Raw genomic sequence first — 13,773 nt, forward strand, 5'->3', positions numbered from 1 at the left:
GTCCTGGCGGTGGTGGCTGGAGTACTGGCCATGCACGCGCTGTCGCCATCGGGGTCACCCTCAGCGGGACAGCACGCCGCCCGGAGCGGTGGCTGCACCGCCGGTTCAATTCACGCAGGGTGCGGAAAGTGTGAAATCGGGCATGACCTCAGGACGGGTGGAAACCCGCATCGCGTCGGGCGCCGGTGCGCAAAGGGAACCCGCGCCTCCACCCCGGCGCCCGGCATCCGCCCAGGGGGCTGTCCGGCGGAGCGGACCCCGAGGAAGCCGACGGCACCTGGCAGCCCGCGTCTCCGGCATGATCCGCCGGACAGACCCTGGCCCTCGGCCGAGCCCGTCGCGCGTAGGCTGCTCGGCATGAGCATCATCGGGGTAGGCATCGACGTGGCCGAGATCGACCGGTTCGCCGCGTCGCTGGAGCGTACGCCCACCCTCGTCCAACGCCTGTTCAGGGACAGCGAGTTGCTGCTGCCCTCCGGGGAACGCCGGGGCGTCGCCTCGCTCGCCGTCCGCTTCGCCGCGAAGGAGGCCGTGGCCAAGGCCCTGGGTGCCCCGGCCGGGCTGCACTGGACCGACGCGGAGGTCTACGCCGAGGACTCCGGGCAGCCCCGCCTGCGGGTGAGGGGCACGGTGGCGGCCCGTGCGGCCGAACTGGGGGTCCGCTCCTGGCACATCTCCCTGAGCCACGACGCGGGCGTGGCCTCGGCGGTGGTGATCGCGGAGGGCTGACGGGCGGGGGCCGAGGTGTTCGGCGGGGGGTCGGGCCCCGGCCTGTGACGGCGGGACCTGGTGTGCGTCGGGGCCGAGCCTGTGACGGCGGGGACCGGATGTTCGGCGGGGCGGCTCCCGGCCCGTGACAAGCGGTGAACGCGGCGTTCGGCGTTCGTCTGATTACTCGTCAATATCCATAGGACCGTCTGGGCTGGCTGGGCCGTCTGGGCTGTCCGGGCCCTCAGGACAGTGGGCGGTCCCCCGCCCCCGCCCCGGACGGGCGTCGCAGCCGTCGCCGGGGGCGGATGACGCGCCGGGGCCGACCGGATCGCTGCAGCACGGGACGCATCCGGGGCAGACTCGACCACATGCGTACCGCGTACAGCGTAGAGACGGTAAGGACGGCCGAACGCGAGCTGATGGCGAGGCTCCCCGACGGCGCCCTCATGCAGCGGGCCGCTGCCGGACTGGCCGCCGCCTGCGCGGACTTGCTCGGCCGGGTCTACGGGCGCCGGGTCGTGCTCCTCGTCGGCAGCGGGGACAACGGTGGGGACGCCCTGTACGCCGGCGCCCGCCTCGCCCGCCGCGGTGCCGGTGTCACCGCGGTGCTGCTCGCGGACCGCGCCCACCCCGGCGGTCTGGCCGCCCTGTGCCGCGCGGGCGGCACGGTCGCGCGGCCCCCGGACGCCGGGGACCTGATCGACCGGGCCGACCTGGTCGTCGACGGCATCGTCGGCATCGGCGGCAAGGGCGGCCTGCGCCCCGACGCCGCACTGCTGGCCGAGCGGGCGGCCGCGTCCCGGGCCGCGGTCGTCGCCGTCGACCTGCCGAGCGGGGTGGAGGCCGACACCGGTGAGGTGCGCGGGGCCGCCGTCCGCGCCGACCTGACCGTCACCTTCGGCACGCACAAGCCGGGGCTGCTGATCGACCCGGGGCGGGAGCACGCCGGTACGGTCCGGCTCGTCGACATCGGCCTCGACCTGCCCGCCACCCCCGAACTCGAGGCGCTGCAGCACGTGGACGTGGCCCGGCTGCTGCCGCTGCCCGCCGCCGAGAGCGACAAGTACCGGCGGGGCGTCGTCGGCATCGCCGCCGGCTCCGCCCGCTACCCGGGCGCCGCCGTGCTCGCCGTGTCGGGCGCGCTGCGCGGCGGGGCGGGCGCGGTGCGCTACGTCGGTCCCGCCGGGCAGGCCGTGATCGCCCACTTCCCCGAGACCCTCGTGTCCGACCGGGGGCCGAGCAGGGCGGGCCGCGTGCAGGCGTGGGTGGTCGGACCCGGCGCAGGGGACGACGCCGCCACCGTCGCCGAGGTCGTGGACACGGACGTGCCCGTGCTGATCGACGCCGACGGGCTGCGGCTGGCCGACCGGGACGCCGTACGGTCCCGTACCGCGCCGACCCTGATGACCCCGCACGCCGGCGAGGCCGCCGCGCTGCTCGGTGTGACCCGCGAGGAGGTGGAGGGCGCCCGGCTGTCGTCCGTCCGCGAACTCGCCGCCCGGTACGGAGCCACCGTGCTGCTCAAGGGGTCGACCACCCTGGTCGCCGCGCCGGACGGCGCTCCCGTGCGGGTCAACCCGACCGGGACGCCCTGGCTCGCCACGGCCGGCAGCGGCGACGTGCTGTCGGGCCTGGCCGGCTCACTGCTGGCGGCCGGCCTGTCCGCGCGGGACGCGGGCAGCGTGGCCGCCTACCTGCACGGCCTCGCCGGCCGCTTCGCCGCGGACGGGGCACCGGCGGGCGCCCACGACGTGGCGGAGATGATCCCGCAGGCCTGGCGGGACGTACGGGAGGCATAGCGTCACGGGGGACGGAGTCGAGGGGGGTGTGGCCCCGGCCCCGCGCCGTCCCGGGCCCTGCCCGGCGGTGCGGAGCCGTGCCCGGCCGGGCCGCTGAGCCCGCGGGGCGGCACGGCTTCCGCCGGGGGCGCACACGTCCCGCCCGGACGGCCGGGTCTGTCTGATGGCTCACATTCCCCGCCGGGCCCCGCGCGTCCGGCCGGGGCGGAGGGTGGCGCCCGGGCCCGTGCGGGTGCGCCGGGCCGTCAACTGCCCCTACCGGGACCGGTGCGGGACCTGTGGTTCCGGGGCGGAAGGACGCGCCCGTGCCCGGCCCGGCACCCGATGGGACGCGGCCCCGGTGCCGCGGGGCCGTCCGGCCCCTCTGAGACACTGGGGGCGCGATGACTGAGACAGCACACCCGCGGACGGCACCGCTGCGTGCCCGCGCCGAGATCGATCTGGCCGCCCTCCGGTCCAACGTCCGCGCCCTGCGCGCCCGGACGTCCGGTGCGGCGCTCATGGCCGTGGTGAAGTCCGACGCCTACGGCCACGGCGCCGTTCCGTGCGCCCGCGCGGCGCTCGCCGCGGGAGCCACCTGGCTCGGCACCGCCACGCCCGAGGAGGCCCTCGCCCTGCGCGCGGCCGGGCTGGCGCCGGAGCAGGTCAGGATCATGTGCTGGCTGTGGACGCCCGGCGGTCCCTGGCGGGAGGCCGTCGAGGCCGACCTGGACGTGTCGGTGAGCGGGATGTGGGCGCTGGAGGAGGTCCGTGAGGCCGCCCGGCAGGCGGGACGGCCCGCCCGCGTGCAGCTCAAGGCCGACACCGGGCTGGGACGCGCCGGCTGCCAGCCGGCCGACTGGGCGGAGCTCGTCGCCGCGGCGCTGCGCGCCGAGGCCGACGGCCTGCTCCGCGTCACCGGACTGTGGTCCCACTTCGCCTGCGCCGACGAGCCCGGCCACCCCTCCATCGCCGCCCAGCTCACCCGGTTCCGCGAGATGGTGGCGCACGCCGAGGCCCAGGGCGTGCGGCCGGAGGTGCGGCACATCGCCAACTCGCCCGCCGCGCTCAGCATCCCCGAGGCCCACTTCGACCTCGTACGCACCGGGATCGCCCTCTACGGCATCTCGCCCAGCCCGGAACTGGGCACTCCGGCCGACTTCGGGCTGCGGCCCGTGATGACCCTGTCCGCGTCGCTGGCGCTGGTGAAGCATGTGCCGGGCGGCCACGGCGTCAGTTACGGGCACCACTACGTCACTCCGGGCCGGACCACCCTCGGCCTCGTGCCCGTCGGTTACGCGGACGGCGTCCCGCGCCACGCCTCCGGCACCGGACCGGTCCTGGTCGGCGGCAAGTGGCGGACGGTCGCGGGGCGGGTGGCCATGGACCAGTTCGTGGTGGACCTCGGCGGCGACGAGCCCGAAGTGGGCTCCGAGGCGGTGCTGTTCGGGCCCGGTGACCGGGGCGAGCCCACCGCCGAGGACTGGGCGCAGGCCGTGGGCACCATCGCCTACGAGATCGTCACCCGGATCGGGACGCGCGTTCCCCGCGTCCACGTGAACGAAGTCGAGGACGTGAACGTGGATGTCTGCGGGAACGAGGACGTCCATGGCGACGACGACGCGGACGGGCCGGCGAACCGGCGGCACGGATAACGGGCAGCAGGTCCCGGCGCCGTCGCGCCCCCGGCGACGCGAGGACCGCCACCACGGCACCGGCACCACCGGCATCGGGCACCAGGCCGGCCCACCCGACAGTGAACGCACCGAACTGCAGTACGGCGAGGAGGAGCGCGACGTGAGCGAGAGCAGCGCGGAGGCCGCCGCGAGCGCCGCCAGGGCCGCCGCCTCCGCCACGGCCGGGCCCGGCTGGCGCAGGGCGACCGGCGTCGCCGGCGCCGCGCTGGGCGTGCTCGCCGCGGGCGCCGCCGCGGGGGTCGCCATAGAGCGGATGACCGTCGGACGCGGCATGCGCAGGAAGGCCCGGCTCGCCCTGGACGCGGCCGCGCCGTTCGGGACGCTGCGCGGCACCCCCGGCACCGCGTACGCCGACGACGGCACCGAGCTGTACTACGAGGTCGACGAACTGTCCCCGGACACCGCCGCCGCGCACCCCGCGCGGCGCCGCCGGCGCTTCGGGCGCAAGGACCCCGCCCCCCTCACCGTGATATTCAGCCACGGCTACTGCCTGAATCAGGACTCCTGGCACTTCCAGCGGGCGGCGCTGCGCGGCCTCGTCCGGACCGTGCACTGGGACCAGCGCAGCCACGGCCGCTCCGGCCGGGGTGTGTCCCAGGTGCGGGACGACATGCCGGTCGACATCGACCGGCTGGGCCGTGACCTCAGGGCCGTCATAGACGCCGCCGCCCCCGAGGGCCCGCTGGTTCTCGTCGGGCACTCGATGGGCGGCATGACGGTCATGGCCCTGGCCGCGCACTGTCCCGAGCTGATCCGCGACCGGGTCGTCGCCGCCGCCTTCGTCGGCACCTCCCCGGGGCGGCTCGGCGAGGTCAACTTCGGGCTCCCCGTCGCCGGCGTCAACGCGGTGCGACGGGTGCTCCCGGGTGTGCTGAAGGCGCTGGGACAGCGGGCGGACCTGGTGGAGCGGGGACGGCGGGCCACGGCCGACCTGTTCGCCGGGATCATCAAGCGGTACTCGTTCGGGTCCCGGGACGTCGACCCGGCGGTCGCCCGGTTCGCCGAACGGATGATCGAGAGCACACCGATCGACGTGGTCGCCGAGTTCTACCCGGCCTTCACCGAGCACGACAAGACCGACGCGCTGGCCTGTTTCCGGAACATACCGGCGCTGGTCCTCGCGGGTGTGGACGACCTCGTCACGCCCAGCGAGCACAGCGAGGCGATCGCCGGCCTGCTGCCGGACGCGGAACTGGTGCTGGTCCCGGACGCCGGGCATCTCGTCATGCTGGAACACCCCCAGGTCGTCACCGACCGCCTCACCGCTCTGCTCGCCCGCACCGGGGCGGTGTCCACCACGGCTACCGTGGGTGGCTGCGACTCCGCCTCCTCCTGACGGAGGTGGCTGCCGGCCCCGGCTGCGGTCCGGCCCGGACCGGCGCCCTGCGGGGTGCGATCGGTAACTACTGCGAGTGTGCGAGTGAGTGAGTGATGGTGGAAGAAAGCGCGGCCCCGCCCCCCTCGGCCGAGTTGATCGTCAACTCCCCGGAGCAGATGCGGGAGCTGGGGCGTGAGCTCGCCGAGCTGCTGCGCGCGGGCGACCTCGTGATGCTCACCGGGGAGCTCGGCGCCGGCAAGACGACGCTGACCCGCGGACTGGGCGAAGGTCTCGGCGTGCGCGGCGCCGTCACCTCCCCGACGTTCGTCATCGCCCGTGTGCACCCGTCCCTCGGCGACGGCCCGCCGCTGGTCCACGTCGATGCCTACCGGCTGTCGGGCGGGCTGGACGAGATGGAGGACCTCGATCTCGACGTCTCGCTGCCGGAGTCGGTCGTCGTCGTGGAGTGGGGCGAGGGCCGGATGGAGGAGCTGACCGACGACCGGCTGCACGTCCTCATCCACCGGGCCGTCGGCGACACCACCGACGAGGTGCGGCACGTGACGCTGACCGGGATCGGCGCGCGGTGGGCGCACGCGGACCTCGGGGCGCTCACCGCCTGAGCGGGCGAACGCCGGACGGGCCGCCGCCCGGACGACGGCGGTCCCACGGCGGCTGCCCGCTGCCCGAACGAAGCCGGCACACGAGGACGCCGCCACCGGGCAGCGACGCCGCTACCTGATGACGACGACCTTCTGCCCGATGGTCGCGAACATCCACATCGCCTCGCCGTCCTCGCGGGCCTCGCGGATGCCTCCGGTCCTGACGGCCGGGTCGGCCACGGGCTTCGCACCGTTCACGGCGGCGCTGAAGCCGATGACGGTGTCGCCCACGGTGGCGAACCGCACCACGTGCTCGACGGGCACCCCGTCGGTGCCGTTGGCCGCGCTCGAACGGGACGTGACCGCGTAGGTGCCCGGCAGCGGGTCGACACTGCCGGGCATGACCCTGAAGGTGTTCTCGACCCTGTTGCCCGGGCCGACCAGCCACACCCGGTCGTCGTCCACCGAGTACACGACCCGTTCACCCGTGCCCGAGCCGCCGGGCAGGGCGGTGGGGTGGCGTTTGTCGCGGGGTGCCTTGGTGGCGCTCGCCGTGGGCCTCGCACTCGGGTCGGGACGGCCGCTCAGGCCCGGCGGAACGGTCGCCTGGGCCTGGTAGGCGAGGTAGCCGACCGCGGCGACGGCCACCGCGGTGAGCCCGGCCGTGAATCCCGAGCTGCTCCCTGCCACCTCGTCCACCTCGCGTCGCGTCGTACGAGCTGCTTTTCCGGGACCGTAGCAGCCGGGGGGCGCCGGACCCGGGCGGCCGTGCGCGGCCCGCGGGAGCCGTAGGCTGTTTGCGTGCTCTTGCTCGCTCTGGATACCGCCACCCCCGCCGTCACCGTCGCCCTGCACGACGGGTCGGCCGTCATCGCCTCGTCGAGTCAGGTGGACGCCCGTCGGCACGGGGAACTGCTGCTGCCGGCCGTCGACCGGGTGCTCTCCGAGGCCGGGCTCAAGCTGGACGCCGTCACGGGCGTCGTGGTCGGCGTCGGCCCCGGCCCGTACACCGGGCTGCGCGTCGGGCTGATGACCGCCGACACCCTCGGGCTCGCCCTCGGCGTCCCGGTTCACGGCGTGTGCACGCTCGACGGCCTCGCCTACGCGGCCGACGTCCCCGGCCCCTTCGTCGTGGCGACCGACGCCCGCCGCAAGGAGGTCTACTGGGCCCGGTACGCCGACTCCCGCACCCGTGTCACCGAACCGGCAGTGGACCGGCCCGCCGACATCGCCCGCCAGGTCGCGGGGCTGCCCGCCGTCGGCGCGGGCGCACTGCTCTACCCCGACACCTTCCCCCATGCGCACGAGCCCGAGCACGTCTCGGCGGCCGCCCTGGCCTGCCTGGCGGCCGAGCGGCTGGCCGCCGGGCAGGAGCTGCCCGCGCCCCGGCCGCTGTACCTGCGCCGACCGGACGCCCAGGTGCCCAAGAACTACAAGGTGGTCACCCCCAAGTGACAGGACAGACGACGACCGGGCCCGCGACCGGCGGCCCCGCGGCTCCCGTCCTGCGCGAGATGCGCTGGTGGGACATCGATCCGGTGCTGGAGCTGGAACGCGACCTCTTCCCCGAGGACGCCTGGTCCCGGGGCATGTTCTGGTCCGAGCTGGCGCACGCCCGCGGCCCGGAGGCGACCCGGCGCTACCTGATCGCCGAGGACGGCGGCCGGGTCGTCGGTTACGCCGGCCTCGTCGCCTCCGGCGACCAGGCCGATGTCCAGACGATCGCCGTCGCCCGCGACCACTGGGGCACCGGGCTCGGCTCCCGGCTGCTGACCGAGCTGCTGCGGGCGGCGACCGCCTTCGAGTGCGCCGAGATCATGCTCGAGTGCCGGGTGGACAACGTCCGCGCGCAGAAGCTCTACGAGCGCTTCGGTTTTGAACCCATCGGCTTCAGGCGCGGCTACTACCAGCCGGGGAACGTGGACGCCCTGGTGATGCGCCTGTCCACAGCGTCCGACGGCGGCCCCGCCGCGGACGCCCCTTCCGTCAACGGCGTACAAGGAACCGAGATCCATGGCTGACCTGCGGGACGAACCGCTCGTCCTCGGCATCGAGACCTCCTGCGACGAGACCGGCGTCGGCATCGTCCGCGGCACCACCCTGCTGGCGGACGCGGTCGCCTCCAGCGTCGACGAGCACGCCCGCTTCGGCGGTGTCGTGCCCGAGGTCGCCTCCAGGGCCCACCTGGAGGCGATGGTGCCGACCATCGAGCGCGCGCTGAAGGAGGCCGGCGTCACCGCGAAGGACCTCGACGGCGTCGCGGTGACCGCCGGTCCCGGCCTGGCCGGTGCCCTGCTGGTCGGGGTCTCGGCGGCGAAGGCGTACGCCTACGCGCTGGGCAAGCCGCTGTACGGCGTCAACCACCTCGCCTCCCACATCTGCGTGGACCAGCTGGAGCACGGCCCGCTGCCGGAGCCGACGATGGCGCTACTGGTCAGCGGTGGCCACTCGTCCCTGCTGCTGTCCTCGGACATCACCTCCGACGTGCGGCCCCTGGGCGCGACGATCGACGACGCGGCGGGCGAGGCCTTCGACAAGATCGCCCGGGTGCTGAACCTCGGCTTCCCCGGCGGCCCGGTGATCGACCGCTACGCCCGCGAGGGCGACCCGCAGGCGATCGCCTTCCCGCGGGGCCTGACCGGGCCGCGCGACTCGGCGTACGACTTCTCCTTCTCCGGTCTGAAGACGGCGGTGGCCCGCTGGATCGAGGCCAGGCGGGCCGCGGGCGAGGAGGTCCCGGTGCGGGACGTGGCGGCCTCCTTCCAGGAGGCGATCGTGGACGTGCTGACGCGCAAGGCGGTGCGGGCCTGCAAGGACGAGGGTGTCGACCATCTGATGATCGGCGGTGGGGTGGCGGCCAACTCGCGGCTCCGCGCGCTGGCGCAGGAGCGCTGCGAGGCGGCCGGCATCCGGCTGCGGGTGCCGCGCCCCAAGCTGTGCACGGACAACGGCGCGATGGTCGCCGCGCTCGGCGCGGAGATGGTGGCCCGGGGCCGTACGGCGTCGGACTGGGACCTGTCGGCGGACTCGTCCCTGCCGGTGACGGACACGCACGTGCCCGGCGAGAACCACGCCGGTGGTCACGACCACGTGCACGAGGCCGGCGAGGAGAACCTGTACTCGTGACGGTCGCCGTGATGTGGGAGGCCCGGGCGGTCGCGGGCCGCGGTGAGGAACTGCTGGCCTGGGCCCGGACCCGGGAGCTCCCGGTGAGGCCCCTGCGCCGGGAGACGTTCCGGGCGCCGCAGGAACGCGTCCTGGTCATCACCTGGTGGGACGCGCCGTACGACGCCGACCTGCCGGAACTGCCCGAGCCGGGCGAGGACCTGGTGACCCGGGCGGTGCACCGGTGGCGGTTCGAGTCGCTGGGCGAGGACACGCAGGAGGCGGGGACGCCGGACACGGCACCGGCGCCCTGAGACACGGGCGGCACCCGCGCGGTCCCGGCCCGGGTCACCCCGCCCGCGACACCCCGGCCTGTGACGCCCCCGCCCGCGAGGCATCCGTCCGGGACCCGCCCGTGCCCGCCACCCCCACCTGCGACACCTCCGTCTGGCAGCGCAGCCGCCGGTCCGGGCCCAGGACCCGCAGCGGTCCCGTCAGCGTCAGCCGGGCCGTGTGCCGGACGTCCGCCGTCGAGGCCGCCAGCCTCAGTTCCAGCGCCCCCGGCTCGACCACCCGGGCGCCCGTGCGGTCGGTGAACGCCGACAGGTCCGCGTGGAAGCGGAAGGTCACGCGCCGCGCCTCGCCCGGGGCCAGGGCCACGCGCCGGTAGCCGATCAGGCGGACGTCCGGACGCGTCACCGACGCCACCGGGTCGTGCAGGTAGAGCTGGACCACCTCGGCGCCCTCCCGGTCACCGGTGTTGCGGACCGTCAACGAGAGGTCGTACGAGCCGTCCGTGCCGATCTCCGTGTCCTCCCCGCCCGCGAAGTCGCCCCAGGCGAACGTCGTGTACGAGCGGCCGTGCCCGAAGGGGTGGAGCGGGGTCGGGTCCAGGCTGCTGACGTCACCGGCCAGGCCCAGCGGGGGCTGGAGGTACGTCCACGGCTGGCCTCCCGGGGTCCTCGGCACGCTGACGGGCAGTCGGCCCGAGGGGTTGACCCGGCCCGACAGGACGCCCGCGACCGCGGCGCCGCCCTCCTCGCCGGGGAAGAACGCCTGCACCGTCGCGCCCAGCCGGCCGTGCCAGCGGCCGAGCGCGTAGGGCCGGCCGGTGAGCAGGACCAGGACCACCGGCACGCCCGTCGCCAGCAGCGCCTCCAGCAGCTCGCCCTGGACGCCGGGCAGGGTCAGGTCCGCCACGTCGCAGCCCTCGCCCGACGTGCCCCGGCCGAACAGCCCCGAGCGGTCGCCGAGCACCGCCACGCACACGTCCGCCTCCGCCGCCCGCGCGACCGCCTCCGCGAAGCCGGAGACATCCGGCTCCGAGACCGCGCAGCCCTCGGCGAAGGTCACCTTGGCGTCGGGCAGTTCGGCGCGCAGTGCGTCGAGCAGCGTCGGGATGGCGATGCCCGTCGGCACTTCGGGGTGCTGGGTGCCCACGTGGGAGGGGAAGGAGTAGCAGCCCAGCATGGCGAGCGCGTCCGCCGCCCGCGGGCCGACCACCGCGACACGGAGGTCCGGGGACAGCGGCAGCAGGCCGTCCGGGTTGGACAGCAGGACCACCGACTCCTCGGCCAGCCTGCGGGCCACGGCCCGGTTCGCCGGGGAGTCCAGGTCCACCGACTCGGGCACCTCGGGCTGCCAGTCCTCGTCCAGCAGGCCCAGCTCGCACTTCTGGAGCAGGACGCGGCGGGCGGCGCGGTCCACCAGCGACTCCGGGACCGTGCCCCGACGCACGGCCGCGACCAGGTCCTCGCCGTAGCACTTCAGCGTCGGCAGCTCCACGTCGATCCCGGCGCGCAGCGCCACGTGCGCCGCCTCGGCCGGGCTGCCGGCGACCCGGTGCAGGGTCCGCAGGAAGTCGATGCCGAAGTAGTCGGCGACCACCGTGCCGGTGAAACCCCACTCCTCCCGCAGCAGCCCGGTCAGCAGGTGCGGGTCCGCCGACGCCGGGACGCCGTCGGTCTCGGTGTACGCCGCCATCACCGAGCGCGCGCCGCCCTCGCGCAGCGCCATCTCGAACGGCGGCAGGGTGACGTCGGCGAACTCGCGCGTGCCCGCCCGCACCGGAGCGAGGTTGCGGGCGCCCGCCGAGGAGGCGTACCCGGCGAAGTGCTTGAGCGTGGCGACGATCCCGGCCGACTCCAGGCCCCGCACATAGGCGGTGCCGATCGTGCCGACCAGGTACGGGTCCTCGCCGATCGTCTCCTCCACCCGTCCCCAGCGCGGATCGCGTACGACGTCCAGGACGGGCGCGAGGCCCTGGTGGACGCCGACCGCGCGCAGGTCGGCCCCGATCCGGCGGGCCATCTCCTCGACCAGGTCCGGGTCGAAGGACGCCCCCCACGCCAGCGGCACCGGGTAGGCCGTGGCCCCCCAGGCGGTGAAGCCGGCGAGGCACTCCTCGTGCGCGACGGCCGGGATGCCGAAGCGGCCCGCCGCGGCGATCCGGCGCTGGGCGGTGGCCAGGGAGCGGGCGCCCACGGCCGGGTCCACCGGCGCCGTGCCGAAGGAGCGGGTGAGCTGGCCGAGCCCCCGGGTGATCAGCTCGTCCCAGTCGTGGTCGGTGTCCATGGCCTGCTGGTGCGGGGCGACCCCGTCGCCGTCCGTCGCGGCACCGACCCACACGCCGTACAGCTGAGCGGTCTTCTCCTCCAGGGTCATCCGGGAGAGCAGGTCGCCGACGCGGGCGGCGGCGGGCAGCGCGGCATCGCGCCACGGGGCGGTGGTCATGAAGCTCCTGTCGGTACGGAGGGGATCACTTGCCGCCCACACCCATCAGCCCGCCCACCAGGGAGCGGCGGGCCACGAGGTAGACGGCGAAGATCGGAATGCCGGAGAGGACGACCGAGGCGAGCAGGGCGGGGATGTTCACGCCGAACTGGCTGACGTAGGTGAACAGGCCCAGGGTCAGCACGCGCGGGCCGTCGGACTGGGTGAAGATCAGCGGGAACAGGAAGCCGTTCCACGCCTGCAGGGCGGAGTAGATGACGACGGTGCCGATGCCGCCCCTGGCCAGCGGGACGACCATCTGGAACAGCATCCGCGTGGTGGACGCGCCGTCCAGCGCCATCGCCTCGTACAGCTCCTCGGAGATGTCCCGCAGGGTGCCGGTGAGGATCAGCACCGACACCGGCATCGCGAACGCCGCCGTCGGCAGGATGATCGCGAGCAGGCTGTCGTAGAGGTTCAGTTTGGCGATCATCAGGTACAGGGGGACGACGACCGCCTGCGCCGGGATGGCGACGCCGAGCAGGAAGAGACGGAAGGCGGCCGTGGACCAGAAGGTGCGCGAGCGAACGGCCACGTAGGCGAGCGGGACGCACAGCACCAGGACGATCGCCACGACCGCCGCGGCCACGAGCGCCGTGTTCGCCAGGAAGTGGCCGAAGCCGCTGTGCAGGACGGTGTCGTAGTTCTCCAGGGTCGGGTCGGTGGGCGGCCGCAGGGCGTTGTGGCCCAGCGCCCGGTCCTGGCGGGTCAGCGACGCCGAGACCATCGCGTAGATCGGGACGACGACGACCACCAGCCACAGGGCGGAGCCCAGGCCGGCGAGCCGGTGGGGGCGCCTGGACCAGTGCCGGCCGCGGCGCGGACGCGGCGGGGACACCGGCGGCCCGGCCGTCGTCACCGGACGCGGCAACGTGTCGTGCGGCATTCCGGTCACATCCCTTCACGCGTGCTGCGCATGGCACCGAAGCCGGACAGCCGCACCAGCAGCAGGGACAGCCCGGTGGCGACCACGACCAGGAACGAGGCGACGGCGCTGGCGTAGCCGAAGTCGTAGCTCTTGAAGCCCGCCTCGTACATCAGGTACGGCAGGATCGCGGTGTCGGTGCCCGGGCCGCCCTGGGTGAGGATCAGGACGGTCTCGAAGTACGTCAGCGAACCGACGACCATCAACACTCCCGACGTGGTGGCCGTGTTGCGCAGCTGGGGGAGGGTGATCGAGAAGAACCGGCGGTAGCGGCCGGCGCCGTCGATCGCGGCCGCCTGGTAGAGCACCTCGGGGATCTGCCGTGCCCCGCCCTGGTAGATCAGGGTGTGGAAGGGGATGAACTGCCAGCCGCCCACGAACACGATTGCGAGGAACGCGCCGCCGGAAGAGCCGAGGGTGTCCTGGTGGATGATGCCGAAGTTCGGGTCGAGCAGGGCGTAGAAGAGCAGCGAGATCGCCGTCGAGGACAGCAGGAACGGCACGAAGAAGATCGCCGAGAGGACGGCCCGGTTGCGCTGGCGTCCCGCGGCCCAGACGCCCAGCAGCAGGGACACCACCGTCTGGAAGGCCCAGCTGACGCCGGTGAGCAGCACGGTCACCGTCATGGACTGGGTCAGGCGGTCGTCGGTCAGCAGCTTGCGCCAGTTGGCCAGGCCGACCGGCTGGGGATCGCCGAGGCCGTTCCACCGGGTGAAGGACAGGTAGAACGCGAGGGCCATCGGGACGACGGCGAAGAAGGCGAAGAACAGCACGCCGGGCACCACCCAGGCGGCGTGCGGGCGGCCGGCCCGCACGCCGCCGCGGGGCCCCGTGGCCGGCGCGCCCCGCGCCGCGGTGGCGGGGA

The 13,773-nt window shown here is 74.7% G+C and carries 13 protein-coding genes and 1 pseudogene; 10 read left to right on the plus strand and 4 right to left on the minus strand.

Annotation, left to right across the window (positions count from 1 at the left end; translation table 11 throughout):
• Positions 1-12: 12 nt before the first annotated feature.
• The 6 genes and pseudogenes from ACWDNY_RS13780 to tsaE all read left to right on the plus strand — a co-directional run.
• Positions 13-300, plus strand: a pseudogene (locus ACWDNY_RS13780) (hypothetical protein); the annotation flags it as partial.
• Between the two features lie 57 nt (positions 301-357).
• On the plus strand, positions 358-729 hold the full coding sequence (locus ACWDNY_RS13785) for a holo-ACP synthase (protein WP_451645993.1): 372 nt from the start codon (positions 358-360) through the stop codon (positions 727-729).
• A gap of 350 nt (positions 730-1,079) precedes the next feature.
• Positions 1,080-2,510 carry an NAD(P)H-hydrate dehydratase gene (locus ACWDNY_RS13790; protein ID WP_451645938.1) on the plus strand — a complete coding sequence of 477 codons (1,431 nt, stop codon included), beginning with the start codon at positions 1,080-1,082 and terminating at the stop codon, positions 2,508-2,510.
• 383 nt (positions 2,511-2,893) lie between these two features.
• Positions 2,894-4,144, plus strand: a complete 1,251-nt coding sequence (gene alr, locus ACWDNY_RS13795; protein WP_451645939.1) for an alanine racemase — start codon at positions 2,894-2,896, stop codon at positions 4,142-4,144.
• Between the two features lie 142 nt (positions 4,145-4,286).
• Positions 4,287-5,522 (plus strand): alpha/beta fold hydrolase, encoded by a 1,236-nt coding sequence (locus tag ACWDNY_RS13800; protein ID WP_451645994.1) that lies wholly within the window; start codon positions 4,287-4,289, stop codon positions 5,520-5,522.
• Between the two features lie 95 nt (positions 5,523-5,617).
• Positions 5,618-6,127 carry a tRNA (adenosine(37)-N6)-threonylcarbamoyltransferase complex ATPase subunit type 1 TsaE gene (gene tsaE / locus ACWDNY_RS13805; protein WP_451645940.1) on the plus strand — a complete coding sequence of 170 codons (510 nt, stop codon included), beginning with the start codon at positions 5,618-5,620 and terminating at the stop codon, positions 6,125-6,127.
• 111 nt (positions 6,128-6,238) lie between these two features.
• On the opposite strand, the gene ACWDNY_RS13810 is transcribed toward tsaE, so the two are convergent.
• Positions 6,239-6,796: a hypothetical protein gene (locus tag ACWDNY_RS13810; protein ID WP_451645941.1), complete on the minus strand. Its 558-nt coding sequence runs from the start codon at positions 6,794-6,796 to the stop codon at positions 6,239-6,241.
• Positions 6,797-6,907: 111 nt separating this feature from the next.
• On the opposite strand from ACWDNY_RS13810, the gene tsaB reads away from it, so the two are divergent.
• The 4 genes from tsaB to ACWDNY_RS13830 are packed head-to-tail and all read left to right on the plus strand — an operon-like array spanning position 6,908 to position 9,525.
• Positions 6,908-7,561, plus strand: coding sequence for a tRNA (adenosine(37)-N6)-threonylcarbamoyltransferase complex dimerization subunit type 1 TsaB (tsaB, locus tag ACWDNY_RS13815; protein WP_451645942.1), 654 nt, complete (start codon positions 6,908-6,910; stop codon positions 7,559-7,561).
• Between the two features lie 59 nt (positions 7,562-7,620).
• Complete coding sequence (gene rimI / locus ACWDNY_RS13820; RefSeq protein WP_451645995.1) at positions 7,621-8,127, plus strand: ribosomal protein S18-alanine N-acetyltransferase; 507 nt, start codon at positions 7,621-7,623, stop codon at positions 8,125-8,127.
• Positions 8,120-9,232, plus strand: a complete 1,113-nt coding sequence (gene tsaD, locus ACWDNY_RS13825; protein ID WP_451645943.1) for a tRNA (adenosine(37)-N6)-threonylcarbamoyltransferase complex transferase subunit TsaD — start codon at positions 8,120-8,122, stop codon at positions 9,230-9,232. Before rimI ends, tsaD begins: the two co-directional genes overlap by 8 nt.
• Complete coding sequence (locus ACWDNY_RS13830; protein ID WP_451645944.1) at positions 9,229-9,525, plus strand: hypothetical protein; 297 nt, start codon at positions 9,229-9,231, stop codon at positions 9,523-9,525. The genes tsaD and ACWDNY_RS13830 overlap by 4 nt, the downstream gene beginning before the upstream one ends.
• Before the next feature lie 34 nt (positions 9,526-9,559).
• On the opposite strand, the gene ACWDNY_RS13835 is transcribed toward ACWDNY_RS13830, so the two are convergent.
• Genes ACWDNY_RS13835 through ACWDNY_RS13845 form a run of 3 tightly spaced genes read right to left on the minus strand, consistent with a single transcriptional unit; the run spans position 9,560 to position 13,690 of the window.
• On the minus strand, positions 9,560-11,944 hold the full coding sequence (locus ACWDNY_RS13835) for a beta-xylosidase/alpha-l-arabinosidase (protein WP_451645945.1): 2,385 nt from the start codon (positions 11,942-11,944) through the stop codon (positions 9,560-9,562).
• Between the two features lie 25 nt (positions 11,945-11,969).
• The gene (locus ACWDNY_RS13840; protein ID WP_451645946.1) at positions 11,970-12,869 is read right to left on the minus strand and encodes a carbohydrate ABC transporter permease; all 900 of its coding nucleotides are present in this window, start codon (positions 12,867-12,869) and stop codon (positions 11,970-11,972) included.
• 5 nt (positions 12,870-12,874) lie between these two features.
• On the minus strand, positions 12,875-13,690 hold the full coding sequence (locus ACWDNY_RS13845) for a carbohydrate ABC transporter permease (protein WP_451645996.1): 816 nt from the start codon (positions 13,688-13,690) through the stop codon (positions 12,875-12,877).
• Positions 13,691-13,773: the final 83 nt, after the last annotated feature.

This window comes from Streptomyces sp. NPDC003697, assembly GCF_053587115.1.

Excerpts from the sequence above, each read along its gene's own strand:
- ACWDNY_RS13785 (WP_451645993.1), top strand. The coding sequence starts at position 358 with ATGAGCATCATCGGGGTAGGCATCGACGTGGCCGAGATCGACCGGTTC.
- ACWDNY_RS13790 (WP_451645938.1), top strand. The coding sequence starts at position 1,080 with ATGCGTACCGCGTACAGCGTAGAGACGGTAAGGACGGCCGAACGCGAG.
- alr (WP_451645939.1), top strand. The coding sequence starts at position 2,894 with ATGACTGAGACAGCACACCCGCGGACGGCACCGCTGCGTGCCCGCGCC.
- tsaE (WP_451645940.1), top strand. The coding sequence starts at position 5,618 with ATGGTGGAAGAAAGCGCGGCCCCGCCCCCCTCGGCCGAGTTGATCGTC.
- rimI (WP_451645995.1), top strand. The coding sequence starts at position 7,621 with ATGCGCTGGTGGGACATCGATCCGGTGCTGGAGCTGGAACGCGACCTC.
- tsaD (WP_451645943.1), top strand. The coding sequence starts at position 8,120 with ATGGCTGACCTGCGGGACGAACCGCTCGTCCTCGGCATCGAGACCTCC.
- ACWDNY_RS13835 (WP_451645945.1), bottom strand. The coding sequence starts at position 11,944 with ATGACCACCGCCCCGTGGCGCGATGCCGCGCTGCCCGCCGCCGCCCGC.
- ACWDNY_RS13840 (WP_451645946.1), bottom strand. The coding sequence starts at position 12,869 with ATGCCGCACGACACGTTGCCGCGTCCGGTGACGACGGCCGGGCCGCCG.